Here is a 23,722-nt window from a genome sequence, read left to right on the forward strand (position 1 = left end):
CAACGGCATAGCCTTCGACCCGAAACAGGCCCTTTCTTCTTCAAGACCAAGGACAAGCATCGTGGACTACATCTCGACCCGCGGAGAGGCAAAAAGCCTCGGTTTCTGTGACGCGCTTCTCGCCGGGCTTGCCCGCGACGGCGGCCTCTACGTGCCGCGCAAATGGCCGCACATGAGCAAGAAGGAAATCCGGGCGCTGCGCGGCAAAAGCTACCAGGAGATCGCCTTCGAGGTGCTCTACCGGTTTACCGGCGGCGAGATCGAGGCAGACCTGTTCCGCGCCATGATCGACGAGGCCTATGCCACCTTCCGCCATCCGGCGGTCGCACCGCTTGTCCAGACAGGACCGAATTCCTTCATTCTGGAGCTGTTCCACGGCACCACGCTCGCCTTCAAGGACGTGGCCATGCAGCTGCTCGCACGGCTGATGGACCATGCGCTGGCGCAGCGCGGGGAACGGGCGACGATCGTCGGCGCCACATCGGGGGACACCGGCGGGGCGGCGATCGACGCCTTTGCCGGCCGGGCCCGCACCGACGTCTTTATCCTCTTCCCGCATGAGAAGGTCTCGCCCGTCCAGCAGCGGCAGATGACCACCTCGAATGCCGAGAACGTCCACGCGCTCGCCATCAAGGGCAATTTCGACGACTGCCAGAACCTGGTAAAGGCGATGTTCAACGACATCGACTTCCGGGACCGGCTGAAGATTTCCGGCGTCAATTCGATCAACTGGGCGCGCATCATGGCGCAGGTGGTCTATTATTTCACCGCGGCGATCTCGCTCGGCAGCCCGGACCGCAAGGTCTCCTTCACCGTGCCGACCGGCAATTTCGGCGACATCTTCGCCGGCTACGTCGCCAAGAAGATGGGCCTTCCGATCGACAAGCTGGTGATCGCCACCAACGAGAACGACATTCTCGCCCGCACGCTGAAGACCGGCCGCTACGAGATGAAGGGTGTCTCGGCCACCACGTCGCCGTCGATGGACATCCAGATCTCGTCCAACTTCGAGCGCCTGCTGTTCGAAGCCTGTGACCGCGACGACAGCGCCATCCGCGCGGCGATGGAAAGCCTCAAGCAGTCTGGCGGTTTCGAGATCAAGCCCGGCGCGCTGAAGGCGATCCGCAAGGAGTTCCGCGCCGGCCGCGCCAGCGAGAAGCAGGTGGCCTCGACCATTCGCGACACGCTGGCTGAGACCGGCTATCTGCTCGATCCGCACACCGCCGTCGGCGTGTTCGTCGCGCAGAAGTTCGAGAAGCCGTCGACCCCCATGGTGACGCTCGCCACCGCCCATCCGGCGAAATTCCCGGCCGCGGTAAAATCGGCGAGCGGTATTGACCCCGCGCTTCCGGCGTGGCTTGCTGATCTGATGGACAGGGAGGAGCACTTCGATATCCTGGACGCCGAGCTTAAAGCCGTCGAAACCTTTATCGGCGAGCATGCCCGACGGGAAAATTAAGAAGTGCAGAAAGACAGATCTATGAATGTTGAGTGTACCCGGCTGCCCTCAGGGTTGACGGTCGTAACCGAGACCATGCCGCATCTGGAAAGCGTGGCGCTCGGGACCTGGATCAAGTCCGGAGCCCGCGACGAGATGGAAGGCGAGCACGGCATCGCCCATCTGCTCGAACACATGGCCTTCAAGGGAACGCACAAGCGCAGCGCCCGACAGATCGCCGAAGAAATCGAGAATGTCGGCGGAGAACTCAATGCCGCGACATCGTCGGAGACAACCTCCTACTATGCCCGTATTCTGAAGGACGACGTACCGCTCGCCGTCGATATCCTGGCCGATATTCTCACCGAATCCGTCTTCGACGAAGACGAACTCACCCGGGAAAAACACGTCATCCTGCAGGAGATCGGCGCGGCCAACGACACGCCGGACGATGTCGTGTTCGACCGCTTCTCCGAACTCGCCTATGCTGGCCAGCCGCTCGGCCGGCCGATCCTCGGCACACCCGACACGGTGCAATCCTTCTCGAGCGCGGAAATACGCGCCTATCTCGACCGCAATTACACGACCGACCGGATGTTCGTGGTGGCGGCCGGCGCCGTCGATCACGATACCTTCGTTAAACAGGTTGAAGAACGGTTCTCGTCGGTGAAAACCAAGCCGGAGGTAAGCCCGATCGCCGAGGCGGCCCGCTATACCGGCGGCGAAGCGCGCGAGGAGCGCGACCTGATGGACGCGCAGGTGCTGATCGGCTTCGAGGGCCGCGCCTACCATGCGCGCGACTTCTATGCCTCGCAGATCCTTGCCAACATCCTCGGCGGCGGCATGTCCTCGCGGCTGTTCCAGGAAGTGCGCGAAATCCGTGGCCTGTGCTATTCGATCTATGCCTTCCACTGGGGCTTTTCCGACAGCGGCATTTTCGGCATCCATGCAGCAACCGGCGGCGAGGACCTGCCGGAACTGGTGCCGGTCATCATCGACGAGTTGCGCAAAGCGTCGCAAATGATCGACACCCAGGAAATCGATCGTTCGCGTGCCCAGGTTCGCGCCCAGCTTTTGATGGGCCAGGAGAGCCCCGCGGCACGTGCCGGCCAGATCGCCCGCCAGATGATGCTCTACGGCCGCCCGATCTCCAATCAGGAGATGATGGAACGGCTTGCCGGCATCACCCCGCAGCGGTTGACCGACCTCGCCGGACGGCTGTTCTTCGAGACGACGCCGACGCTGTCGGCCATCGGCCCGCTCACGCATCTGGCCCCGATGCACGAGATTTCCGGCGCACTTTCGGCCGGACGCACCGCATCGCTCAAGGCCGCCGGCTGACGCCGCGCCCGGATTGATTTAGATTGATCGAGAGCGGGCAGCGCGCCCGCCGGCTGACGCTTGAGGGGGTTCGATGACACGTTCGGTTTTTCGGTTTCTGTCGCGGCAGCCGGAAACACCGGAACTGAACAGCGCCAGCCATCTTTTGCGTCTGCCGCGCTACGACGACTTCGAACAGTGGCACGCGCTACGCCGCGACAGCCGCGCCTTCCTCCAGCCTTGGGAGCCGACCTGGCGGACGGACGAACTGACCGAACGCGCCTTTCGCGCCCGTGTGGTGCGCAACAGCCAGGAATTCCATTCGGGGCTCGCCGTTCCCTTTTTCCTGTTTTCCCAAGGCGATTATCTGCTGCTCGGCGGGCTTACCATCGGCCTCATTCGGCGCGGTGCGTCACAAAGCTGCATGATCGGATACTGGATGGGCGAACGCCACGCCGGCAAAGGCCATATGTTTGCCGCACTTCAACTGGCTATTCCCTATATCTTCAGGGGGCTAGAGTTGCACCGGATCGAAGCAGCCTGTATTCCGGACAACGAGAAAAGCATCCGGCTCCTTGAGAAGGTCGGCTTTCAGCGGGAAGGTCTCTTGCGCGAATATCTGAAAATCAACGGGCAATGGCGCGACCACGCGATGCTATCGCGTTTGCGCGACCGTGCCTCGGGGAACGGGAACAAAGAGAACTCATGACGTCTGACCGGAACAGGCGAGCGGCGACCGGCCAATGGCTGGCAGCCGTATTGGCCACGGCGATGCTTGCGTTCGTCGTTCTTTTCTCATCGCTTGCGCTTGCCGCGGAACCGGTGAAGATTGCCCGTGACGACACCGCCCTCGACCTCACCGCCACCACCGAGATCTACACCAACCAGGGCAATGCCTTCCAGGTCTCCACCGCGCCCAATGCCGACGGCATCCGACGCCGCATCGAAGTGCGAGCGTCTTCACCGGGACATCAGGGCGACTGGGCGGTCTTCGCCCTTGCCAACGTCTCGGAAGAGCAATTGGAGCGCGTCATCGTCGCACCGCATTTCCGTCTTGCCGGCTCGCGCATGTTCTGGCCGGACCTCGGCTCGCAGCGCATCATCGCCATCACGCCATCGGAAGGCTTTGCCCTCGACCGCGTGCCGAGCCCGGACGCCGACGTCTTCCGTATCACGCTCAACCCCGGCTCCGTCATTACCTTCGTCGCAGAACTCGCGACCCCCAGCCTACCGCAGATCTACCTGTGGCAGCCGGACGCATACAAGGACACGGTCAACGCCTTTACCCTCTATCGCGGCATTGTACTCGGCATTTCCGGCCTGCTTGCGGTGTTCCTGACCATCCTGTTCGTCGTCAAGGGCACGTCCATGCTGCCGGCGGCGGCAGCGCTCGCCTGGGCAGTACTCGCCTACATCTGCGTCGATTTCGGCTTCCTCGAAAAGCTGATCAGCATTACCTCAAGCGACCAGCGCATGTGGCGCGCGGGGGCCGAAGTGGCGCTCGCCTCAAGCCTCGTCATTTTCCTCTTCACCTATCTCAACCTCAACCGCTGGCACGTGCATCTCGGCTACGTGACCTTCGCCTGGATCCTCGGCCTTGTCCTTCTGTTCGGAGTCGCGATCTACGACCCTTCGATCGCCGCCGGTATTGCGCGCCTGTCGTTCGCGCTAACCGCGACGGCCGGCATCGCGCTGATTTTCTACCTCGGCTTCAACCGTTACGACCGTGCCATCCTGCTGATCCCGACCTGGGCGCTGCTTCTCGTCTGGCTGTTCGGCAGTTGGCTGACGGTGACGGGCCAGCTCGACAACGACATCATCCAGCCGGCGCTCGGCGGCGGCCTGGTACTGATCGTTCTTTTGATCGGCTTTACAGTCATGCAGCACGCCTTTGCCGGCGGCGCTTACCAGCAGGGCCTGTTCTCCGACCTCGAACGCCAGTCGCTGGCGCTGACCGGCTCCGGCGATACCGTCTGGGACTGGGACGTGGCGCGCGACCGCGTGGTAACGAGCCCAGACATTTCCATCCGCCTCGGCCTTTCGCCGGGCACCATGCACGGCCCAGCGCGCAACTGGCTGCCCCGGCTCCATCCAGACGACCGCGATCGTTTCCGCGCCACGCTGGACGTGCTGCTCGAACACCGCAAGGGACGTCTCAACCACGAATTCCGCATCCGCGCCGAGGACGGCCATTTCCACTGGCTGAAGATCCGTGCCCGGCCCGTGCTCGGCTCGAACGGCGAAGTCATCCGCTGCGTCGGCACGATCATCGACGTTACCGAACAGAAGAACTCGATCGACCGGCTGCTCGTCGACGCCATGCATGACAACCTGACCGGCCTGCCGAACCGCGAGGTCTTCCTCGACCGGCTGCAATCGGTGCTGACGCTGGCCAACAGCACAGAGATGGTGCGCCCGACCGTGATGGTGATCGACATCGATCGCTACAAGCAGGTAAACGACAGTCTCGGCATCGCTGCCGGCGACAATATCCTGATCGCCCTCACCCGGCGGCTGCGCCGACTGATGAAGCCGCAGGATACGCTGGCCCGCCTGTCAGGCGACGAGTTCGGCCTGATCCTCGTCTCAGAACGCGACCCGGCCAAGATTGCCGACTTCGCCGACGCCGTGTCGAAGGCCATCATGGTGCCGATCAATTATGCCAATCGCGAGATCATCCTGACCGCCTCGATCGGGCTCGTTTCCTGGGTCGATCAGCAGGAGAACGCCGCAGGCCTCCTGTCCGATGCCGAGCTTGCCATGTACCGTGCCAAACGGACGGGCGGCAATCGCGTCGAGCCCTTCCGCCCCGCCTTTCGCGGCGCGGGCACCGACCGGTTGCAACTCGAGACAGATCTACGCCGCGCCATCGAGCGCAAGGAATTGTCGATGGTCTACCAGCCGATCGTCCGGCTCGCCGACGGCGAGGTCGCCGGCTTCGAGGCGCTGATGCGCTGGGATCATCCCAAGCGCGGCAATGTGTCTCCTGCGGAGTTCATCCCGATTGCGGAAATGTCCGACCTGATCGAACCGCTCGGCATGTTCGCCCTCGAGCGGGCCACCACCGACCTGATGGACTGGGAACGGCAGACGGGCGAGATCCCGATCTTCGTGTCGATCAACCTGTCGAGCGCCCAGCTCCTGTCCAGCGACCTCTACACCGATGTTCGTTCCATGCTGGCGAAAACGCAGTGCGACCCGCACCGCATCAAGCTGGAATTGACCGAAAGCGTCGTGATGGAAAACCCGGAACAGGCGCGCCTCGTGCTCGCCAAGCTCAAGGACACCGGCATCTCGCTGGCGCTCGACGACTTCGGCACCGGCTATTCCTCGCTCGCCTATCTCACCCGCTTCCCGTTCGACACGATCAAGCTCGACAAGGCGCTGGTCAACGACCGCTCCGACAAGCGCGCGGTTCTGCTGAAATCGGTAATCGCCATGGCCTGCGGGCTGGAGATGCAGGTGGTGGCCGAAGGCATCGAGAGCGATGCAGATGCCGAGGAACTGGGCAAGCTCGGCTGCGATTTCGGCCAAAGCTACCTGTTCGGCGCGCCGCTTGGTGCGGACTCGGTGCAGCGGCTGCTCAAGGAACGCTTTCCGCTGACCAAGCGGGCGTGAAGCAGAGCGAGGAAGCTCGAAGCCCGCACGCGATCAGGCGTGGCCGGCTTCCATCGACAGCATGGCGGGGCTGACGCCCATCAGGGCGAGCGCCCGATCGTACTTGTTGTCGAGCGCGCGGTCGAAGATCAGGTCTTCCGTCGCCGCGCAATTCAGCCAGCCATTGTTGGCGATTTCGAATTCGAGCTGACCGGGGCCCCAGCCGGCATAGCCAAGCAGCATGGTGGCGCGGCGCGGGCTGCGCCCCTCGGAGATCGCCCGGACGATGTCGAGGGTTGCCGTCAGCGAAATGTCGTCGCTGACCGGAATGCTGCTGTCGCTCGTGTAGTCGTCACTGTGCAGGACGAAACCGCGTCCAGTCTCGACCGGACCGCCGCTCTGGATTGGGAATTCTCGCGAGTGCTCCGGCAACATGATCGCATCGGTCTTGTCGATCAGGCCGAGATGAAGCAGCACGTCGGCGAATGTCACCGGCTGTGGACGGTTGATGATGAAACCCATGGCGCCGGCCGGCGAATGGGCGCAGATGTAAACGACGGCGCGAGCAAAATTGCCATCGGCCATGCCCGGCATTGCGATCAGAAGCTGACCGTCGAGCATCCCCCGTTCACGGTCCTTCTTCAGCGTCGAGAATGCCATGATCCACCTCCATTTGCCCCTGCCGGAGCGGCTGGCTTGAGACCGGATGTTCCGGCGAGGATTTCGTCTGTTAGAGCAAGATGGGGCAGGATCGCCGATCAATCAACTAAAAATGATCCCGGCATCTCAGGCGTTACTGGTGCAAGGCCGAGGCTTGCTCTAAACGGCTCTACCATAATGTGTGTCATATCTGTGAAATTCCGCCAGCCTGGCCTGGCCCTGATTGCCCTGAGCTGCGCTACGCTCGGCCAGATTGGTGCTGTCCGCGCGGAAACCAGCGAATGGGCGGTGAATGAAGGCGGGAGGATGCGGCTCGTGGTGCTTCCGGCTGATGCCACAGGCGTGCGTGCTGCGGCCCTGCAGATCGAAACCTCGCCCGGTTGGATAACCTATTGGCGCGAGCCGGGTGATGCCGGTATACCGCCTTCGATCACGCTTGCGCCGGAAAGCGGCTATACGCTGGAAGAAATCGGATATCCGGTGCCGAAGAGGATCGACAACGGTGATCTGCGTGACATCGGCTACGACGCGCCTGTGACCCTGCCATTGACGATCTCCGGCCCGGCCAGCGGGAGTATGTCACCCGACGAGCTGAAAGCCTCGGTCTTCATCGGCCTTTGCCGCAACATCTGCATTCCCTTCCAGGCGGAATTCAATCTGACGCTGACGCTCAGCGAGACGACAAAGGTTGCGGAGGCCGAACTCGTGGCAGAGGCGCGCGAGACGCTGCCCGAACCGCCGTCAGCAGATTTTGCCCTCCAGAACCATGCGCTTTCCGCCGATGGCAAGGAACTGGCGTTGACGGTGACCGTGCCGGAGGGAACCGGGGAGAAGGACGCCGAGATCTACGTCACCGGACCGAGCGGCCATGTCTTCCTCGACGAGAGCGAACGCCGGCTCACCGGCAATGCGCTGACCGTGGCCATGCCGATCAAGGGGCTGCCGCGCAAGTACGACATCCACGGCAAGCGTTGGGGTCTACTGGTCAAGGCGGGCGGGCGGGCGATGGAAACCGGTCTTGCCTTTGACTAGCGTCAATCTATATTCCGCTGCGAACGGCGGACCGAACCCGGCCCGCCCGAAACCAGCGAGGAGAATTCAATGACCATCGCAATCGGCGAACGTCTGCCCCAGGCCGAATTCAAGGAAAAAACGACAGACGGCGCGGTAGAGCTTTCGACCGACGATCTGTTCAAAGGCAAGCGGGTCGTTCTGTTCGCGGTGCCGGGCGCCTTTACCCCGACCTGCACGCTGAACCATCTTCCGGGCTATCTGGAGAACCGCGATGCTATCCTCGCCCGCGGCGTCGATGACATTGCTGTCATTTCGGTCAACGACTGGCACGTCATGGGCGCCTGGGCGCAGCAGAGCGGCGGCATGGGCAAGATCCACTTCCTCGCCGACTGGGACGCCGCCTTCACCAAGGCGCTCGGCCTCGATGCCGACCTGTCCGCTGGTGGACTCGGCGTCCGCTCGAAGCGCTATTCGATGCTGGTCGACGACGGCGTGGTGAAGTCGATCAACGTCGAGGAAAACCCCGGCCAGGCGACGGTTTCCGCAGCAGCGGCGATGATCGAGCAGCTCTGAGGGTCGCGCCCGGAACTTCATGAGGCGGCGGAGCAATCCGCCGCCTTTTTCGTTTCAGATTTCCATGTCGAACACGAGCACCCCCGAGAGCCCGCCGTCGGTCGCATTGACGATGCGGTCGCCGACCGCGATGTGGTCGGGGTGCTTGAGGTAGTAATCGCGCACCATGGCGTCCTCGAAGGTGATGATGAAACCGTCGAGATAGCCGCCGTTCAGACCTTCGGGCGAGACGTTGGGGCCAAACTTGACCTCCAGCATGCCCGGTACCACGTCCTTCAGAGCCGTAATTCCCTCATAGATCGCCTGCTTCTCGGCCTCCGACGTTGCCGCCTTGAAGCGTAGGAACACGCAGTGCTGGATCATGGTGTGTCTCTCCCTGTGTGGTCTTTTTGTTGGCGCAGAATAGGGCCAACGGGCGAGATGGCAAGGCGGGAAAGCGACGCCGTCCGCCGCGATGGGCCGGCCCTTACCTGCCCTGCAGCAGCGCTCGCCCGAGATTGGGCTTCTTGAAGGGCTCCATGCCCTTGCGGGCAAGCTCGTCGGCGCGCTCGTTCTCCGGGTGGCCGGCATGGCCCTTGACCCAGTGCCACTTGACCTTGTGGCTCTGGTTGGCGGCATCGAGCTGTTGCCAGAGTTCGCCGTTCTTGACGGGCTTCTTGTCCGCCGTCCTCCAGCCGTTTTTCTTCCAGCCGAAGATCCACTTGGAAATGCCGTCCATCACATATTTGCTGTCCGTGTAGAGATCGATTTCGCACGGGGTCTTCAGGGCGGACAGCGCCGAAATCGCCGCCATCAGCTCCATGCGATTGTTGGTGGTGTCGGCCTCGCCGCCGAACAGTTCCTTCTCGGTCTCGCCATAGCGCAGGACGGCGCCCCAGCCGCCGGGGCCGGGATTGCCGGAACAGGCGCCGTCGGTGTAAATATCCACATGCTTCATAGGGTGAGCCCATATTCGACGCTCGATCTCACCTGACGGTGGAAGCGCAGCTTCTTCAGATATTCAAGCGGGTCCTTCTTGACCACCAGCGCGCCTGCCGGTGTCGTCAGCCAGTCGTACAAGCGGGTGAGGAAGAAGCGCAGCGCCGAGCCGCGGCACAGGATCGGCAAGGCCTCGATCTCGGCAATGCCGAGCGGGCGCACCTGCTGGTAACCCTCGATCATCGCCATGCCCTTGGTGACGTTGTAGGCGCCGTCCTTCTCGAAGCACCAGGCATTGAGGCAGATCGACAGGTCATAGGCGAGGAAGTCGTTGCAGGCGAAATAGAAGTCGATCAGGCCCGACAGTTCGTCGCCGAGGAAGAAGACATTGTCGGGGAACAGGTCGGCATGGATGACACCTTGCGGCAGGTTCTTCGGCCAATGCTGGCCGAGGACGGCAAGCTCGCCGCCGATCTCGGCCCCGAGCCCGGTCTCGACCTCGTCGGCACGGTCCTTCGACTTTGCCCACAGCGTCTTCCATCCTTCGAGCGACAGCGCATTGGGGCGCTTGAGGTCAAAGCCCTCCCCCGCCACATGCATGGCGGCAAGCGCCTTGCCCACTTCGCGGCAATGCCTGGCCTCGGGCTTGCGCAGCCACATGCCCTCCAGAAAGGAAATGAGCGCCGCCGGCCGGCCGGAAAGCTCGCCGAGCAGCGCGCCGTCCTTGCGCGGCAGGGGTAGAGGGCAGTTGAGGCCGCGATCGGCGAGATGATGCATGAGGCCGAGGAAGAACGGCAGGTCGTTCTTTTCCACCCGCTTTTCATAGAGCGTCAGGATCAGCGGCGCCTTCGACGTGTGCAGCAGGAAGTTGGAGTTCTCCACACCCTCGGCAATGCCCTTGTAGGACAGCAGTTCACCGGTCTCATACTGCTGTAGAAAGGCCTTGAGATCGACTTCGTTGATGTCGGTATAGACTGCCACGTTAAAGATTCCCGCGCTGCGTTCGTTATGCCGCCGATGATAGCGCAAGCCATACAGCGGGGGGAAACGGAGTGCCAGTGCCGAGCGAGAAATGGCACAAGGAATTAAGGGACGCTCTGGCGCGAGGGGTGCTTGGAGGCGTGGGCTAGGCGGAAAGGGCATAGCCGCGAATGTTTCCGGGATTGTCGTCGCCTCTCGTCTGGCGCAAAGCAGCCTGGGCGAGAAAACCCGACCGTGTCAGCAGCCCATGGGCTTCCGCATAGGTGTCAATTTCTCGCAAGACATCCTCCGGCAGCGTGATGTTCAGCCGCACGGCTTTCTTTGCCGCAGACTTCAGGGGAATGAGCACGGCGACGGCCGCCTTGTTTTCCGGATCGCTCATGATCGCCTCAAGTGAGGAGGGTTCAGGAATGGCCTCGCCATCCTCAATCATGCCTTCGACATGCAGAACCAGAGCCTCCTCAGCCATCCGTCGCGCATCATCGAGATCGGTTCCCGCCGTCACCACACCGGGGAAATCGGGAAAGGACACGCCGAAATCACTGTCTGCGTCCTTGTGGATCAAGCCGATGTAGTTTTGCATGTTTCACCTCAATTTCAAACCGGACCGCTTCTCAATCTTCTTCAGCGTGCCGAGCGGGATATATGAGGAAACGTATCCCGGCCCGTCGCTTCAGGCTCCGGGCGTTCGTCACTGCAATCAATTCGCTGGATCGATTGCTCGGGCTTCGCCCGACCGTTCCTCACCCATTCACCCAGGCCATGTCTTCGTGGGTGAGTTCGATGTCGCGCAGTTCGCGGTTGACGAGGAAGTGCTCGTTTTCGATCGAGAATTCGGCAAGCTCGATGGTCGCGTCGTAGCGGGCCTTGAAGGCTTCGATGATCTCGTTGACGATCACCTCCGGGGCGGATGCGCCGGCGGAGAGGCCAAGTGTGCCGATCGGGCCGATATCGTCCCAGTCGATCTCCGAGGCGCGCTGCACCAGCAGCGAGCGTTTGGCGCCGGCCTTCAGCGCCACTTCGACGAGGCGCTTGGAGTTGGACGAATTGGGCGCGCCGACGATGATGAACAGGTCGCAGCCTGGCGCGGCCTGCTTGACCGCCTCCTGGCGGTTGGTGGTCGCATAGCAGATGCTGTCGGCCGAGGGCGCGGTCAGGTTGGGGAAGCGCTCCTGCAACCGTTTGATCACACCTGCGGTATCGTCGACCGAAAGCGTTGTCTGGGTGACATAGCCGAGATTGTCGGCATCGAGCGGCTCGTAGAGGTCGGCGTCCTCGATCGTCTCGATCAGCGACACCGCGCCTTCCGGCAATTGCCCCATGGTGCCGATCACTTCCGGATGGCCCGCATGGCCGATCAAGACGACATGACGGCCGAGGCGCTGGTGGCGCATGGCCTGCTTGTGCACCTTCGAGACGAGCGGGCACGTTGCATCCAGATAGAAGAGATTGCGGGCCTCAGCGTCCGCCGGAACGGATTTCGGTACGCCATGGGCGGAGAAGACGACCGGCTTCTCGCGATGCTCGGCGGGGATCTCGTCCAGTTCCTCGACAAAGACCGCGCCTTTCGCCTCCAGCCCTTCGACCACATAGCGATTGTGGACGATCTCGTGGCGGACATAGACCGGAGCGCCAAAACCCTTGAGCGCCAGCACGACGATCTGGATGGCGCGGTCGACGCCGGCGCAGAAGCCGCGCGGGCCGCACAGGCGGATCGTCAGAGGTGGTCGGGAAACGGTTACATTCATCGTCAGCCAGCCAGCAATACCAGGATCAACGCGAGCACGGCAGGAAGCGCCTGGATGTAGAGGATCTTCCGCGATGCCGTGACGCTTCCATATAGGCCGGCGACGAAGACACAGCCAAGGAAAAACAGCTTCAGCTGGAAGGCAAAATCGGGGTTCGCCTGGCTGAGGGCCCAAAACAGGCCGAGCGCCAGGAAGCCGTTATAGAGGCCCTGGTTGGCGGCGAGCACTCTGGTCGCCTCGGCCTGCGGCGGCTTCATGCCGAAGGCTTTCAGGCCGGCGGGTTTGGTCCACAGGAACATCTCCAGCACAAGGATATAGAGATGCTCCAGCGCCACCAGGGCGACCAGCAGATCGGCAAAGGTCTTCATCGGGCTCTCCTCGAGGCGCAACCGGCGCGTTTTTATTCCAGAACCAATCTTTGAGAGACGTGGCCCGCAACCTCCCCCGCTCGGCGACGTCAGGCCTTGCGGCGAAACACGGCGTAGATAACGACGCCGGCCAGTGCCAACGCCAGGCCGTACCAGGTCATCGCATATTGCAGGTGGCTGTTGGGCAGGGCGATCTCGGTCACGCCGCCCTCCGGCATGCCGCCGGGCACAGGGGTGGCGTCGGCATCGAGGAAGAAGGGCAGAACCTTGTCAGCGGCGAGACCCGTGCTCGCGGCCATCCGGTCGAGGTCCTTCCAGTAGAAGATGTTCTGGCCCTCGTCATTGTCCGGCACCATGGAGGACGGCTTTTCGCTCAATCGGGCGCGGGCCAGCCCCTGCACCGTTTGCGGACCGTCCAGCAATCCCTCGGGGCGCTTCGCCGGCTCCTTCAGTTCATAGGGCACGAACCCGCGGTTGACGAAGAGGTAACGGCCATCGGCAAGTTCGAGCGGCGTGTAGACGTAGAAGCCGGCGCGGCCGCGGAAGGTGGCGAGGAAATGGCGCTCCTTGTCATTGAGGTAGGTACCCTCCGCTTCGGCTGCCCGGTAGTCGACATCACCGCCCTTCGCCAGGATCCCCTCGATGCCGGCGAGATCGAGCGGCGCGGCGTTGCGGCGTTCCTCGATGTCGGCGATGAGCGCCTCTTTCCAGTAAAGGCGCTTGACCTGCCAGGTGCCGAGCGACAGCAGGATCGCCATTGCGACGGCAACCGCCACGACTGTAAAGACGAGCCGGACAGGGCCGCGCCGCGCTTGCTCAACCACGGTCGATCGTCCCCTGGGAGGCCCTGTTCTTGTATTGCAGGGCGATCAGCAGCGACTTGATGGTGCGCAATAGCCAGAGTGAGACGATAATCGCCATCGGGCCGAACAGGACGAAATGCAGCCAGACCGGCGGCTGGTAGGTGAGTTCGGTCCAGACCGCGAGACCGACGACAAGAAAGTCGGCCAGCAGGATGACGAAGATTGCCGGACCGTCGCCGGAATCGGCGAAGGAATAGTCGAGACCGCAATTGCTGCAGCATGGCTTGATGGTCGAAAAGCCGTCGAACAGTCGACCTTGACCGCATCGCGGGCAAGAGGCGGACAGTCCCGCCCTGACCGGATCGACCGGCGCGAAATGAGCATTGTCCTCGTTCATGAACTTCCTTTCAGCTGCGCATCGGACGACCTTGTGCCGCCGGCCCAACATTCCTCCCTTGGCTTATACGCCGCGATCGGCAAACCGCAAATGCGTCGATTGGTTCCGACATCGCACAGGGCCGAGCCATAAAAAAAGCGGCACCGCGAGGCGCCGCCCTTTTCAGTGATTTTTCGCCACGGTCATTAGGCGATCGGTGCACCCCAGCCGCCCCAGACATATATGGTAAAGAACAGGAACAGCCAGACCACGTCGACGAAGTGCCAGTACCAGGCAGCAGCTTCGAGACCGAAATGCTGCTTGGAGGTGAAGTCGCCCTTCATCGCCCGCAGCAGGCAGACGATCAGGAAGATCGTGCCCACAAGCACGTGGAAACCGTGGAAGCCGGTCGCCATGAAGAAGGTCGCGCCGTAGATGCTATCCGTGAAGCCGAACGGAGCATGGGCATATTCGTAGGCCTGAACGATCGAGAAGATGATGCCGAGCACTACGGTCAATGCCAGACCGTTGACCAGCCCCTTGCGGTCATCATGCAAAATAGCATGGTGGGCCCAGGTGAGCGTCGTTCCCGACAGCAGCAGGATGATGGTGTTGTAGAGCGGCAGGTGCCAGGGATCGAGAACCTCGATGCCCTGCGGCGGCCACTGGCCCCCGGTAAATTCGACGCGGCTCGCCTGGATCGCCTCGTTGGCGAACAGGCTGGCGTCGAAGAAGGCCCAGAACCATGCGACGAAGAACATCACTTCGGAAGCGATGAACATGATCATGCCGTAACGCAGGTGCAGCGACACGACGCGCGTGTGGTGTCCCTCGTGGGCTTCCTTGATGGTATCCGCCCACCAGCCGATCATCGTGTAGAGGACGATCGCCAGGCCGATATAGAATAGCCACGGATTGGCCAGTTCGAGACCGAACATCTCGAAAGAGCCACCGTTGATGTAGCGCATGTAGCCGACGCCGCCGAAGGCGAGGAGGAACGCGCCGATCGAGGCCAGAAGCGGCCACGGGCTCGGATCGATAATGTGGTAGTCGTGATTCTTCTGATGCGCTTCGGCCATGTCAGCAATCCCCGAATGTCAAATTTCCATGAAGCCCGGCGTACCGGACCTCTCCTCTCACAGTTTTGGCTGTTCCTTGTCCCCCTGCTGCGGCAACGAGGCCACAGGCTTCTCCCCCTGATGCGGATAGAAGGTGTAGGACAGCGTAATCGTCCCGATGTCCTTCGTCTCGGCGGCCTCGACAATGGCCGGATCGATGAAGAAGACCACCGGCATTTCCAGGCTTTCGCCGGGTTTCAGCTCGGTTTCCGTGAAGCAGAAGCATTCGACCTTGTTGAAATAGGCCGCCGCTTCCATCGGCGTAACGTTGAAGACCGCCTGGCCCGACGTTGGAACGGATGCACGGTTGGTCGCCGTGTAGCTGATCTGGACCGTCTCGCCGATCTTCGGCGTGATCGAGCGCTCGACCGGCTTGAACTCCCAGTTCAACCCCGACGAGACGTTGGCGTCGAAGGTGACCTTGATAGACTTGTCGAGGACCACGTCCGATACCTGATCGACGCGCTGGGTCGTGCCGTTGTAGCCGGTCACCTGGCAGAAGAGTTGATAGAGCGGCACGGACGCGAATGATACGCCGAGCATGCAGCCAACGAAAGCAACACAGGCGACAAGAATCGTCGAGTTGCTGCGCGGCTTTGCTTTCATCTGCTCGTTCGTCATCGCCTTGATCCTCTGTCCTCTTTTAATTGCCGACGGCGCCGAACTTGACCAGCGTCACGACATAAAAAATGGCGACAAGCGCGGCAAGAACGACGCCGAGCGCGATATTGCGGCCGCGGCGTGACTTTTTCTGCGCATCATTCAGCTTGATGGTTTCCATCAGGCGGCACCTCCGAAATGCGTCGCGAGGGTCGCGACGTAATGATCGACCAATAGGGCCGAAAAAATCGCGAACAGATAGACAATCGAATAAGCGAACAGCTTCTTGGCCGGCACCATCTTCTCGTCGCCGTCCGGCATGCGCCAGACAGCGACGGAACAGATGACGAGATAGACGCCGAGAGCCCCGGCAAACAGGCCGTAGTAAAGCGACGAAAGACCAGTGATGGTCGGCACGACGCCGACGGCGGCCGTCAGCACGGCATAAAGCGCGATCTGGTGCTTGGTGACGCGCTCGCCGGATACGTTCGGCAGCATGGGCACGCCCACGGAACCGTAGTCGCGCATCTTGAACAAGGCGAGCGCCCAGAAATGCGCCGGTGTCCACAAGAAGATGATCAGGAACAGCACGATGCTGTCGAGCGACACGCCACCGGTGACGCAGGCCCAGCCAACCATGGGCGGGAAAGCGCCGGCAGCACCGCCAATGACGATGTTCTGCGGCGTCGAGCGCTTCAGCCACATCGTGTAGACGACGGCGTAGAAAAAGATGGTGAAGGCGAGCAATCCGGCGGCGAACCAGTTGACGGTGAGGCCGAGGATGGAAACCGAAAAGACTGAAAGAACCAGACCGAAGGCGAGCGCCTCGGTGGGCATGATGCGGCCGGCGGGAATGGGGCGCGTCGCAGTGCGGCTCATGACGGCGTCGATGTCGGCGTCGTACCACATGTTGAGCGCGCCGGAGGCACCGGCACCGACCGCGATGCACAAAATGGCGATGAAGCCGAGAACGGGATTGATGTCGCCCGGCGCCAGCACCAGGCCGGCAAAGGCGGTAAAGACGACCAGTGACATGACACGCGGCTTCAAGAGCGCGAAGAAATCGCGCGCACTAGCCTCCGAAAGGCGGACTTCGCCTTCGAGCCCGGTGATGTCGCGACTATCGATAACCGTCATTATCTGCGTTCCATGCTTTGCGTCGTTTTCGGGTGCCGCGCCCTTTGAAAGAGCGCGGCACCCGCAATTGATTGACCGCTGCGCTTACTTGATGCGCGGCAGCTGTTCCCACTGGTGGAACGGCGGAGGCGACGAGAGCTGCCACTCGAGCGTGGTCGCACCCTCACCCCACGGGTTGTTGCCGGCGATGCGCTTCTTGGCGAAGGCTTCGAAGACGCTGGCCAGGAAGATCAGCACGGCGAAGGCCGAGAGGTAGGAGCCGATCGAGGACACATAGTTCCAGCCGGCAAAGGCGTCCGGATAGTCGATGTAACGACGCGGCATGCCGGCCAAGCCGAGGAAGTGCTGCGGGAAGAACACCATGTTGACGCCGATGAACATCACCCAGAAGTGCAGCTTGCCGAGGAATTCCGAATACATGTAGCCGGTCATCTTCGGGAACCAGTAGTACCAGGCAGCGAAGATCGCGAACACGGCGCCGAGCGACAGAACATAGTGGAAGTGAGCCACCACGTAGTAGGTGTCGTGTAGCGAACGGTCGAGACCAGCGTTTGCCAGCTGCACGCCGGTGACGCCACCGACGGTGAACAGGAAGATGAAGCCGATCGCCCAGACCATGGGCGTGCGGAAGGACAGCGAACCGCCCCACATCGTCGCGATCCACGAGAAGATCTTGATGCCGGTCGGCACCGCGATGACCATGGTGGCGAAGAGGAAGTAGCGCTGCGCTGCGAGTGACAGGCCGACCGTGTACATGTGGTGGGCCCAGACGATGAAGCCGACCGCGCCGATCGCGACCATGGCATAGGCCATGCCGAGGTAGCCGAAAACCGGCTTCTTCGAGAAGGTCGAGACGATGTGGCTGATGATGCCGAAGCCGGGCAGAATCAGGATGTACACTTCCGGGTGACCGAAGAACCAGAACAGGTGCTGGAACAGGATCGGGTCGCCGCCGCCTTCCGGTGCGAAGAAGGTCGTGCCGAAATTGCGGTCGGTCAGCAACATGGTGATGCCACCTGCCAGAACGGGCAGCGAGAGCAGCAGCAGGAATGCGGTGACGAGAACGGACCAGGCAAACAGCGGCATCTTGTGCAGCGTCATGCCCGGAGCGCGCATGTTGAGGATCGTGGTGATGAAGTTGATTGCACCGAGGATCGACGATGCACCGGCAATGTGGATCGACAAGATCGCCAGGTCGACGGCCGGGCCGGGTTGGCCTGAGGTCGCCAGAGGCGGATAGAGCGTCCAGCCACCGCCGACACCATAGGCACCCGACGGGCCCTCGACGAACATCGACAGCACCAGCAGCAGGAAGGCCGGAATGACCAGCCAGAAGGAAATATTGTTCAGGCGCGGGAAGGCCATGTCCGGCGCACCGATCATGATCGGGATCATCCAGTTGGCAAAGCCGCCGATCAGCGCCGGCATGACCATGAAGAAGATCATGATCAGTGCGTGCGCGGTGGTGAACACGTTGTACATGTGCTTGCCGCCGTCGATGGCAGCATCACCCTCGAAGCCATAGACGATCGAGGCGAGACCGTGGAAAATCTGGATGCCAGGCTCCTGCAACTCCATGCGCATGGCAACCGAGAGCGCACCGCCAATGAGACCGGCGAAGATCGCGAAGATCAGGTAGAGGGTGCCGATGTCCTTATGGTTGGTCGAGAAGAACCAGCGGGTGAAGAAACCGGGCTTGTGGTCATGATGGTCGTCATGATGCGCGCCTTGACCGTGGGCGTGATCGTCGTGGGCAACAGGTCCAGCCATTGTCCGCACTCCTCTTCCTTAATTCGAAACGTTTTCAGCGAGCCGCACGGACGTATCCGCACCGTCGACTGCGGCCATCAGGGCCCGGTTGGCACCCTCCAGATCGGATTCGGCGGCCTGCAGCCATGCGGCATAGCGCTCTTCAGAGACGACGCGGATGGCGATCGGCATATAAGCATGATCCTTGCCGCAGAGTTCGGAACACTGGCCGTAGAACAGTCCTTCGCGGTCTGCCTTGAACCAGGTTTCGTTCAGGCGACCCGGGACGGCATCGATCTTGACCCCGAAGGCGGGCATGGCGAAGGCATGGATGACGTCGGTCGGAGCGGCAGTCACGAGCAGGCGAACAGACTTGCCGACAGGAACGACCATTTCATTGTCGACGGCGAGAAGGCGGGGGTAGATCCCCTTGTCTTCCTTGCCGGCAGCAGCCCGCTCATCTTCCTTGAGCATGTAGCTGTCGAAAGACAGTTCGGCCTCGCCGTCATACTCGTAATTCCACTGCCACTGGGTTGCGGTGGCCTTGATCGTCACATCCGGATTTTCCGGCTGCGTCAGCTGTGCCGAGAGCAGATTGAAGGACGGGATCGCGAAGAACAGCAGGATCAGAACCGGAGCGACCGTCCAGACGATTTCAATCGCCGTATTGTGGCTGGTCTTCGACGGCACCGGATTGGAGGCGGCACGGAATCGCACGGCCACGACAATGAGCAGCAGCAGGACGAAGACCGTGATCGGGACGATGAACCACAGGGTGTATTGCTCGAACCAGCGAATCTGCTCCATGATCGACGTTGCCGCCGGCTGCAAACCCATCTGCCAGTCGATCGGCTGGTCCGCAAAGCTGCCGGAAGCGAAAAGCAGACAGGCCGCGGCGGCCGATGCTGCAAAAGCTCTCTTCATCACGATGTTTCTCCCCAAGCGTTTGATCCACATCAAATCATAACGCGAAATTCATGCTATCATGAGCGTTTAAAATCACAGATTGGCCGCATTCGCAATACGTCCGGCCAAATGCCCCTACGGCATTTTTGCGCTTCATCAATTTCGCTCGCGAACCATCCACTGCCAATCCAGCCTGCGCGTCCAGGCTGGCCGGCCTGGCGACAAGGCCGGCCGCAATTAAGCCTCACTCGCTTGGAAAACACGGACGCAGGGCTTTCATTTTTCCCGCCCGGACGCCATGAATGTCAGGGATGATTCGATTTCCAGAGGTACCCATGGGTCTTCCTAGACTTTACCGGTCGGGCCTGATCGCAAGCGCCGTCGCTATTGCCGCGCTCGTCGCCCCAGCCGGAGCCCAGCAGCAGCAGCCCGGAACCATCCGCTCCAACCACGGCGCGTGGTCGGTAATCTGCGATACGCCGGCCGGCGCCTCCGCTGAGCAATGCGCGCTGATGCAGAACGTGATCGCCGAAGACCGGCCCGAAGTGGGCTTGTCCGTGGTGGTTCTCAAGACGGCGGACCGCAAGGCCAAGATCCTGCGCATTCTGGCTCCGCTCGGCGTTCTGCTGAAGGACGGCATGGAACTCTATGTCGACGGCAACAATATCGGCCGCGCCTATTTCACCCGCTGCTTTTCCGAGGGCTGCTATGTCGAGGTCGAGATCGATGATGATCTGATGAAGATCCTGCGCGCCGGCAAGAATGCCGTCTTTGCTCTGCGTGAGTCGGCCGACCAGGACCGGGTCGGGATTCCAATCGAGCTTGCCGGCTTCGCCGAGGGCTACGACACGCTGCCCTGAAACATCCGCCGCCTTCTCCATAAAGTGATGCGCGACCGGGGCCATGGCTCCGGTCGAACCTTGTCGGCGGGTCGCAATGCGCCTACATCGGGGCGACCATCGCAAGGAGATTTTCATGACCCACGACCTTCTCGGCCTGTTCGACTGCGACGAAATGACGCTGCGTCAGCATGTGTCAAAAGCACTCGCCGGCGCCGACGACGGGGAGTTGTTCGTCGAACATGCTCAGGCAGAATCACTAAGCTTCGACAATGGCCGACTCAAGGGCGGTAGTTTCAACACCGATCAGGGCTTCGGCCTGAGGGCGGTTGCGGGTGAAGCCATCGGCTATGCGCATGCCGGAGAGCTGTCGCTTTCCGCCCTTTCCCGCGCAGCAGACGCGGTCGGCGCCGTCACGCATGGCTATTCCGGCTCCTATGCGAGCGCACCGCAGCGCACCAATGCCAAGCTCTATGGCGAAGGCAATCCGATCGGTGCGCCCTCCTTCGAGGAGAAGGTCAAGCTCTTGACCGAAATCGACGCCTATCTGCGCAGCAAGGGCGATACCGTCCGCCAGGTCACCGCCTCGATCGCTGCGAGCTGGCAGGTGGTGGAAATCCTGCGCGCCGACGGCCACCGAGTGCGCGACATCCGGCCGATGACGCGGATCAATATTTCCGTCATCGCCGGCAAGGGTGACCGACAGGAAAGCGGCTCCTATGGCACTGGCGGCCGCATGGCCTTTTCCGACTTCCTCACGCAGGAGAGCTGGCAGCATGGCGCCGACGAGGCGCTGCGCCAGGCACTGGTCAATCTCGAGGCGATCGACGCGCCGGCCGGAACCATGGACGTGGTGCTTGGCAATGGCTGGCCGGGCGTCATGCTGCACGAGGCGGTCGGCCATGGGCTGGAAGGTGACTTCAACCGCAAGAAGACCTCGGCCTTCGCCGGGCTGATGGGCGAAATGGTCGCCGCCCCCGGCGTCACCGTGGTCGATGACGGCACGATCGACGCGCGGCGCGGTTCGATCACCATCGACGACGAAGGCACCCCTTCGGGCTATAACGTGTTGATCGAGAATGGCCGCCTTGTCGGCTATATGCAGGACCGGCAAAATGCCCGGCTGATGGGGATGAAGGCCACCGGCAACGGGCGCCGCCAGGGTTATTCGCACCAGCCGATGCCGCGCATGACCAACACCTACATGCTGTCCGGCGACAAGAGCCCGGAAGAGATCATCGCCTCGGTGAAGCGCGGCATCTATGCCGTCTCCTTCGGCGGCGGCCAGGTCGACATCACGTCGGGCAAGTTCGTCTTCGGCTGCACCGAGGCCTACATGATCGAGGACGGCAAGATCGGCGCGCCGGTCAAGGGCGCCATGCTGATCGGCAACGGACCCGACGCGATGAAGCGCATCTCCATGGTCGGCAACGACATGGCGCTCGACAAGGGCATCGGCAATTGCGGCAAGGCCGGCCAATGGGTGCCGGTCGGCGTCGGCCAGCCGCATCTGAGGATGGACCAGGTGACGGTGGGCGGGACCAGGGCTTGAGGTTGCGGCCAGCCGCGCAGGCATAAGGGACATTCGGCGCGACATGGAAAACGAGATCGAGATTCGCGCGGCGCGGACGTCCGATCTGGATTCGCTTCTGCAACTCTATCCGGATGCCTTTCCGGAGGAGGATCTGCTTTCTCTGGTGGAGGATCTGCATCGGTCACGCGAGGACGCTGTCATTTCGCTTGTGGCAATTGGCGGACACCGACTGGTCGGGCACATCGCTTTCACGCTGTGCGGCATAGATGGCGGGCCTGCCAATATGGCTCTCCTCGCCCCGCTCGCCGTGGCCTCCGCCATGCAAAAGCAGGGGTTCGGCAAGGCGCTGGTTGCAGAAGGATTGGGCCGGCTCAAAGCGCGCTCCGTCGCACGGGTGCTGGTTCTCGGCGATCCCCGATACTATGGCCGTTTCGGCTTCGAGACGGAAAAACGGATAGAGCCGCCCTACCCGCTGCCGGCAGAATGGCAGGACGCATGGCAATCGCTCACCCTGGAGGAGACCCGCCCGGCGCGCGGCGGCGCCCTGAAGCTTCCCGCCTTCTGGATGCGGCCGGCCTTGTGGGCCCCCTGAACCGAAGGGAAGATCCTGCCCGGCTCACTGCCGAGCAGACAGCTCGCTACCCCCGGGCCGGCATCAGCACGCAATCGTAGCGGTTCTTGACCAGCAGGTTGCAGGCAGAGCGCGCCTCTGCCTTGCTGGCAAAACCTGTGAAGCGGGCCCGATAGAAGGTCGAGCCGTCGCGGGTCACGGCTTCGGTATAGGTGTCGCGGTTACCCAGCGCGCCGCCGACCTTGGCCTTGGCATCGGCCAGTAGTTCCATTGCCAACTGGGCGCTGGATGCGGCGGCGATCTGGATCTGCCAGCCACCTCCCTTGACGGCTGCGGCTGCGGGCTGCGCCAGCGGGATTTCGGTCTCCGGCACAAGGGCGGCATCATCGCTCGACACTGCGGCAGCAGCGGCTTCGACAGGTTTGGCATAGGCCGTGCCGAGCGTCGATGCGGCGACCGGACTTGCGCTTGCCAGGCCGATCACAGCGGCCAGTGCATCCTGACGCGGCGCTGGAACCGGCACATTATCACCAAGCCGGGCCAAATCCATGCCGACGCGGGTCGAGTTGCTGGCAAGGAGACGGGTACCGCCCGATGCCTTGGCGATATTGCCGGAAATCAGCTTCTCCATGATCTTGTCGCGACTTGCCGCCGAGCGTCCGCCCATCACCACGCCGATCACCCGGCGATTGCCGTCCCGAACGGCGCTGACCAGGTTGAAGCCGGAGGCATTGGTGTAGCCGGTCTTGATGCCGTCCATGCCCTTGTAGCGGTACATCAGGTTGTTATGGCCCTTGATGGTACGCCCGCGAAACGTGAAGCTCTTGGTGTTGAACAGCTTGTACTCCTCGGGGAAGTCGCGCAGCAGCACGACGCCGAGGGTTGACATGTCGCGCGCGGTGGAAATCTGGCGGACGTCCGGCAGACCGGAGGCGTTTACGAAGGTCGTATTCGACATTCCGAGCGAGCGAGCCTTCTGCGTCATCATCGCGGCAAACTGGCTTTCGGTGCCACCGAGTTTCTCCGCCATGGCGGCGGCGGCGTCATTGGCGGACCTGACGATCATCGCCAGTACGGCCTCCTTGACGGTGATCGAGTCACCGGCCTTGACCTGAAGCTTGGTCGGCGGACGGGCCGCAGCATATTTGGAAAACGGCACGGGGCTGTCCCAGGACAATTTGCCGCGACGAATCGCATCGAATGCCATGTACAGCGTCATCATTTTCGTCAGCGAGGCCGGGTGATTGAGGCTGTCGGCATTTTCCGAGGCCAGGACCTCGCCGGTACGGGCGTCGAGGAGAAGCTGAGCGCTTCCAGCGGCCGCATTTGTCGAAAACGCGGCAATCGCCATGAGAAACGAAAGCGCGATCAACAACTTCTTCATGCATCCTCCAAAGGCGGCAGGGCTGTGTCAGGGCGCCGCACGTTTCGACGACGGGCTCTGTCAGGACTAAAGACGGGTGTTCGGTAGA

General features: G+C 62.1%; 25 protein-coding genes. 9 read left to right on the forward strand and 16 right to left on the reverse strand.

What is annotated here, in order from left to right; translation table 11 throughout:
• Window positions 1-61: 61 nt before the first annotated feature.
• From thrC to ACWPVA_RS11910, 4 genes are all read left to right on the forward strand, one after another.
• A complete protein-coding gene (gene thrC / locus ACWPVA_RS11895) occupies window positions 62-1,459 on the forward strand; it encodes a threonine synthase (RefSeq protein ID WP_454287891.1) in 1,398 nt (465 codons plus the stop codon).
• A gap of 21 nt (window positions 1,460-1,480) precedes the next feature.
• Entirely contained in the window at window positions 1,481-2,779 is a 1,299-nt protein-coding gene (locus ACWPVA_RS11900; RefSeq protein ID WP_454287892.1) for a M16 family metallopeptidase, read from the forward strand.
• Between the two features lie 73 nt (window positions 2,780-2,852).
• Complete coding sequence (locus ACWPVA_RS11905; RefSeq protein ID WP_454287893.1) at window positions 2,853-3,467, forward strand: GNAT family N-acetyltransferase; 615 nt, start codon at window positions 2,853-2,855, stop codon at window positions 3,465-3,467.
• A 62-nt stretch (window positions 3,468-3,529) separates the two neighbouring features.
• Window positions 3,530-6,376, forward strand: a complete 2,847-nt coding sequence (locus tag ACWPVA_RS11910) for an EAL domain-containing protein (RefSeq protein WP_454289577.1) — start codon at window positions 3,530-3,532, stop codon at window positions 6,374-6,376.
• Between the two features lie 33 nt (window positions 6,377-6,409).
• On the opposite strand, the gene ACWPVA_RS11915 is transcribed toward ACWPVA_RS11910, so the two are convergent.
• Window positions 6,410-7,015: a YqgE/AlgH family protein gene (locus ACWPVA_RS11915; RefSeq protein ID WP_454287894.1), complete on the reverse strand. Its 606-nt coding sequence runs from the start codon at window positions 7,013-7,015 to the stop codon at window positions 6,410-6,412.
• A 177-nt stretch (window positions 7,016-7,192) separates the two neighbouring features.
• Here ACWPVA_RS11915 and ACWPVA_RS11920 point away from each other — a divergent pair, with 177 nt between their 5' ends.
• Both ACWPVA_RS11920 and ACWPVA_RS11925 read left to right on the forward strand, forming a co-directional pair.
• Window positions 7,193-8,047 carry a protein-disulfide reductase DsbD domain-containing protein gene (locus ACWPVA_RS11920; RefSeq protein ID WP_454287895.1) on the forward strand — a complete coding sequence of 285 codons (855 nt, stop codon included), beginning with the start codon at window positions 7,193-7,195 and terminating at the stop codon, window positions 8,045-8,047.
• A gap of 69 nt (window positions 8,048-8,116) precedes the next feature.
• Window positions 8,117-8,602, forward strand: a complete 486-nt coding sequence (locus tag ACWPVA_RS11925; RefSeq protein WP_454287896.1) for a redoxin family protein — start codon at window positions 8,117-8,119, stop codon at window positions 8,600-8,602.
• A 54-nt stretch (window positions 8,603-8,656) separates the two neighbouring features.
• Here the strand turns inward: ACWPVA_RS11925 and ACWPVA_RS11930 are convergent, their stop codons facing one another.
• From ACWPVA_RS11930 to coxB, 14 genes are all read right to left on the reverse strand, one after another.
• Window positions 8,657-8,965 (reverse strand): Dabb family protein, encoded by a 309-nt coding sequence (locus ACWPVA_RS11930; RefSeq protein WP_454287897.1) that lies wholly within the window; start codon window positions 8,963-8,965, stop codon window positions 8,657-8,659.
• Window positions 8,966-9,068: 103 nt separating this feature from the next.
• Window positions 9,069-9,539, reverse strand: coding sequence for a ribonuclease HI (rnhA, locus tag ACWPVA_RS11935; protein ID WP_454287898.1), 471 nt, complete (start codon window positions 9,537-9,539; stop codon window positions 9,069-9,071).
• Complete coding sequence (locus ACWPVA_RS11940; protein ID WP_454287899.1) at window positions 9,536-10,501, reverse strand: homoserine kinase; 966 nt, start codon at window positions 10,499-10,501, stop codon at window positions 9,536-9,538. Before ACWPVA_RS11940 ends, rnhA begins: the two co-directional genes overlap by 4 nt.
• Before the next feature lie 145 nt (window positions 10,502-10,646).
• Window positions 10,647-11,084 carry a type II toxin-antitoxin system HicB family antitoxin gene (locus ACWPVA_RS11945; protein WP_454287900.1) on the reverse strand — a complete coding sequence of 146 codons (438 nt, stop codon included), beginning with the start codon at window positions 11,082-11,084 and terminating at the stop codon, window positions 10,647-10,649.
• A gap of 160 nt (window positions 11,085-11,244) precedes the next feature.
• Complete coding sequence (gene ispH / locus ACWPVA_RS11950; protein WP_454287901.1) at window positions 11,245-12,249, reverse strand: 4-hydroxy-3-methylbut-2-enyl diphosphate reductase; 1,005 nt, start codon at window positions 12,247-12,249, stop codon at window positions 11,245-11,247.
• Window positions 12,250-12,251: 2 nt separating this feature from the next.
• Complete coding sequence (locus ACWPVA_RS11955; protein WP_454287902.1) at window positions 12,252-12,617, reverse strand: DUF1304 domain-containing protein; 366 nt, start codon at window positions 12,615-12,617, stop codon at window positions 12,252-12,254.
• A gap of 89 nt (window positions 12,618-12,706) precedes the next feature.
• Window positions 12,707-13,375 carry an SURF1 family protein gene (locus ACWPVA_RS11960; protein ID WP_454289578.1) on the reverse strand — a complete coding sequence of 223 codons (669 nt, stop codon included), beginning with the start codon at window positions 13,373-13,375 and terminating at the stop codon, window positions 12,707-12,709.
• Window positions 13,376-13,433: 58 nt separating this feature from the next.
• Window positions 13,434-13,817, reverse strand: coding sequence for a DUF983 domain-containing protein (locus ACWPVA_RS11965; RefSeq protein ID WP_454287903.1), 384 nt, complete (start codon window positions 13,815-13,817; stop codon window positions 13,434-13,436).
• Between the two features lie 185 nt (window positions 13,818-14,002).
• On the reverse strand, window positions 14,003-14,875 hold the full coding sequence (locus ACWPVA_RS11970; RefSeq protein WP_454287904.1) for a cytochrome c oxidase subunit 3: 873 nt from the start codon (window positions 14,873-14,875) through the stop codon (window positions 14,003-14,005).
• Window positions 14,876-14,932: 57 nt separating this feature from the next.
• Entirely contained in the window at window positions 14,933-15,535 is a 603-nt protein-coding gene (locus ACWPVA_RS11975; protein ID WP_454287905.1) for a cytochrome c oxidase assembly protein, read from the reverse strand.
• A 22-nt stretch (window positions 15,536-15,557) separates the two neighbouring features.
• Window positions 15,558-15,695 (reverse strand): hypothetical protein, encoded by a 138-nt coding sequence (locus tag ACWPVA_RS11980; RefSeq protein WP_454287906.1) that lies wholly within the window; start codon window positions 15,693-15,695, stop codon window positions 15,558-15,560.
• Window positions 15,695-16,651: a heme o synthase gene (locus tag ACWPVA_RS11985; protein ID WP_454287907.1), complete on the reverse strand. Its 957-nt coding sequence runs from the start codon at window positions 16,649-16,651 to the stop codon at window positions 15,695-15,697. The genes ACWPVA_RS11980 and ACWPVA_RS11985 overlap by 1 nt, the downstream gene beginning before the upstream one ends.
• Window positions 16,652-16,735: 84 nt before the next feature.
• Window positions 16,736-18,421, reverse strand: coding sequence for a cytochrome c oxidase subunit I (ctaD, locus tag ACWPVA_RS11990; RefSeq protein ID WP_454287908.1), 1,686 nt, complete (start codon window positions 18,419-18,421; stop codon window positions 16,736-16,738).
• An 18-nt stretch (window positions 18,422-18,439) separates the two neighbouring features.
• Complete coding sequence (gene coxB / locus ACWPVA_RS11995; protein WP_454289579.1) at window positions 18,440-19,324, reverse strand: cytochrome c oxidase subunit II; 885 nt, start codon at window positions 19,322-19,324, stop codon at window positions 18,440-18,442.
• A gap of 317 nt (window positions 19,325-19,641) precedes the next feature.
• Here coxB and ACWPVA_RS12000 point away from each other — a divergent pair, with 317 nt between their 5' ends.
• From ACWPVA_RS12000 to ACWPVA_RS12010, 3 genes are all read left to right on the forward strand, one after another.
• Window positions 19,642-20,166, forward strand: coding sequence for an invasion associated locus B family protein (locus tag ACWPVA_RS12000; protein ID WP_454287909.1), 525 nt, complete (start codon window positions 19,642-19,644; stop codon window positions 20,164-20,166).
• 115 nt (window positions 20,167-20,281) lie between these two features.
• Entirely contained in the window at window positions 20,282-21,697 is a 1,416-nt protein-coding gene (tldD, locus tag ACWPVA_RS12005; RefSeq protein WP_454287910.1) for a metalloprotease TldD, read from the forward strand.
• A gap of 43 nt (window positions 21,698-21,740) precedes the next feature.
• Complete coding sequence (locus tag ACWPVA_RS12010) at window positions 21,741-22,271, forward strand: GNAT family N-acetyltransferase (RefSeq protein WP_454287911.1); 531 nt, start codon at window positions 21,741-21,743, stop codon at window positions 22,269-22,271.
• Between the two features lie 46 nt (window positions 22,272-22,317).
• Here ACWPVA_RS12010 and ACWPVA_RS12015 read toward each other — a convergent pair whose 3' ends face one another.
• On the reverse strand, window positions 22,318-23,634 hold the full coding sequence (locus ACWPVA_RS12015) for a serine hydrolase (protein WP_454287912.1): 1,317 nt from the start codon (window positions 23,632-23,634) through the stop codon (window positions 22,318-22,320).
• Between the last annotated feature and the right edge of the window lie 88 nt (window positions 23,635-23,722).

This window comes from Rhizobium arsenicireducens, assembly GCF_964021225.1.

What these genes read in the sequence shown, in the direction of transcription:
- ACWPVA_RS11900 (WP_454287892.1), top strand. Translation starts at nt 1,481, where the DNA reads ATGAATGTTGAGTGTACCCGGCTGCCCTCAGGGTTGACGGTCGTAACC.
- ACWPVA_RS11905 (WP_454287893.1), top strand. Translation starts at nt 2,853, where the DNA reads ATGACACGTTCGGTTTTTCGGTTTCTGTCGCGGCAGCCGGAAACACCG.
- ACWPVA_RS11910 (WP_454289577.1), top strand. Translation starts at nt 3,530, where the DNA reads ATGCTTGCGTTCGTCGTTCTTTTCTCATCGCTTGCGCTTGCCGCGGAA.
- ACWPVA_RS11915 (WP_454287894.1), bottom strand. Translation starts at nt 7,015, where the DNA reads ATGGCATTCTCGACGCTGAAGAAGGACCGTGAACGGGGGATGCTCGAC.
- ACWPVA_RS11920 (WP_454287895.1), top strand. Translation starts at nt 7,193, where the DNA reads ATGTGTGTCATATCTGTGAAATTCCGCCAGCCTGGCCTGGCCCTGATT.
- ACWPVA_RS11925 (WP_454287896.1), top strand. Translation starts at nt 8,117, where the DNA reads ATGACCATCGCAATCGGCGAACGTCTGCCCCAGGCCGAATTCAAGGAA.
- ACWPVA_RS11930 (WP_454287897.1), bottom strand. Translation starts at nt 8,965, where the DNA reads ATGATCCAGCACTGCGTGTTCCTACGCTTCAAGGCGGCAACGTCGGAG.
- rnhA (WP_454287898.1), bottom strand. Translation starts at nt 9,539, where the DNA reads ATGAAGCATGTGGATATTTACACCGACGGCGCCTGTTCCGGCAATCCC.
- ACWPVA_RS11945 (WP_454287900.1), bottom strand. Translation starts at nt 11,084, where the DNA reads ATGCAAAACTACATCGGCTTGATCCACAAGGACGCAGACAGTGATTTC.
- ispH (WP_454287901.1), bottom strand. Translation starts at nt 12,249, where the DNA reads ATGAATGTAACCGTTTCCCGACCACCTCTGACGATCCGCCTGTGCGGC.
- ACWPVA_RS11955 (WP_454287902.1), bottom strand. Translation starts at nt 12,617, where the DNA reads ATGAAGACCTTTGCCGATCTGCTGGTCGCCCTGGTGGCGCTGGAGCAT.
- ACWPVA_RS11960 (WP_454289578.1), bottom strand. Translation starts at nt 13,375, where the DNA reads ATGGCGATCCTGCTGTCGCTCGGCACCTGGCAGGTCAAGCGCCTTTAC.
- ACWPVA_RS11965 (WP_454287903.1), bottom strand. Translation starts at nt 13,817, where the DNA reads ATGAACGAGGACAATGCTCATTTCGCGCCGGTCGATCCGGTCAGGGCG.
- ACWPVA_RS11970 (WP_454287904.1), bottom strand. Translation starts at nt 14,875, where the DNA reads ATGGCCGAAGCGCATCAGAAGAATCACGACTACCACATTATCGATCCG.
- ACWPVA_RS11975 (WP_454287905.1), bottom strand. Translation starts at nt 15,535, where the DNA reads ATGACGAACGAGCAGATGAAAGCAAAGCCGCGCAGCAACTCGACGATT.
- ACWPVA_RS11980 (WP_454287906.1), bottom strand. Translation starts at nt 15,695, where the DNA reads ATGGAAACCATCAAGCTGAATGATGCGCAGAAAAAGTCACGCCGCGGC.
- ACWPVA_RS11985 (WP_454287907.1), bottom strand. Translation starts at nt 16,651, where the DNA reads ATGACGGTTATCGATAGTCGCGACATCACCGGGCTCGAAGGCGAAGTC.
- ctaD (WP_454287908.1), bottom strand. Translation starts at nt 18,421, where the DNA reads ATGGCTGGACCTGTTGCCCACGACGATCACGCCCACGGTCAAGGCGCG.
- coxB (WP_454289579.1), bottom strand. Translation starts at nt 19,324, where the DNA reads ATGAAGAGAGCTTTTGCAGCATCGGCCGCCGCGGCCTGTCTGCTTTTC.
- ACWPVA_RS12000 (WP_454287909.1), top strand. Translation starts at nt 19,642, where the DNA reads ATGGGTCTTCCTAGACTTTACCGGTCGGGCCTGATCGCAAGCGCCGTC.
- tldD (WP_454287910.1), top strand. Translation starts at nt 20,282, where the DNA reads ATGACCCACGACCTTCTCGGCCTGTTCGACTGCGACGAAATGACGCTG.
- ACWPVA_RS12010 (WP_454287911.1), top strand. Translation starts at nt 21,741, where the DNA reads ATGGAAAACGAGATCGAGATTCGCGCGGCGCGGACGTCCGATCTGGAT.
- ACWPVA_RS12015 (WP_454287912.1), bottom strand. Translation starts at nt 23,634, where the DNA reads ATGAAGAAGTTGTTGATCGCGCTTTCGTTTCTCATGGCGATTGCCGCG.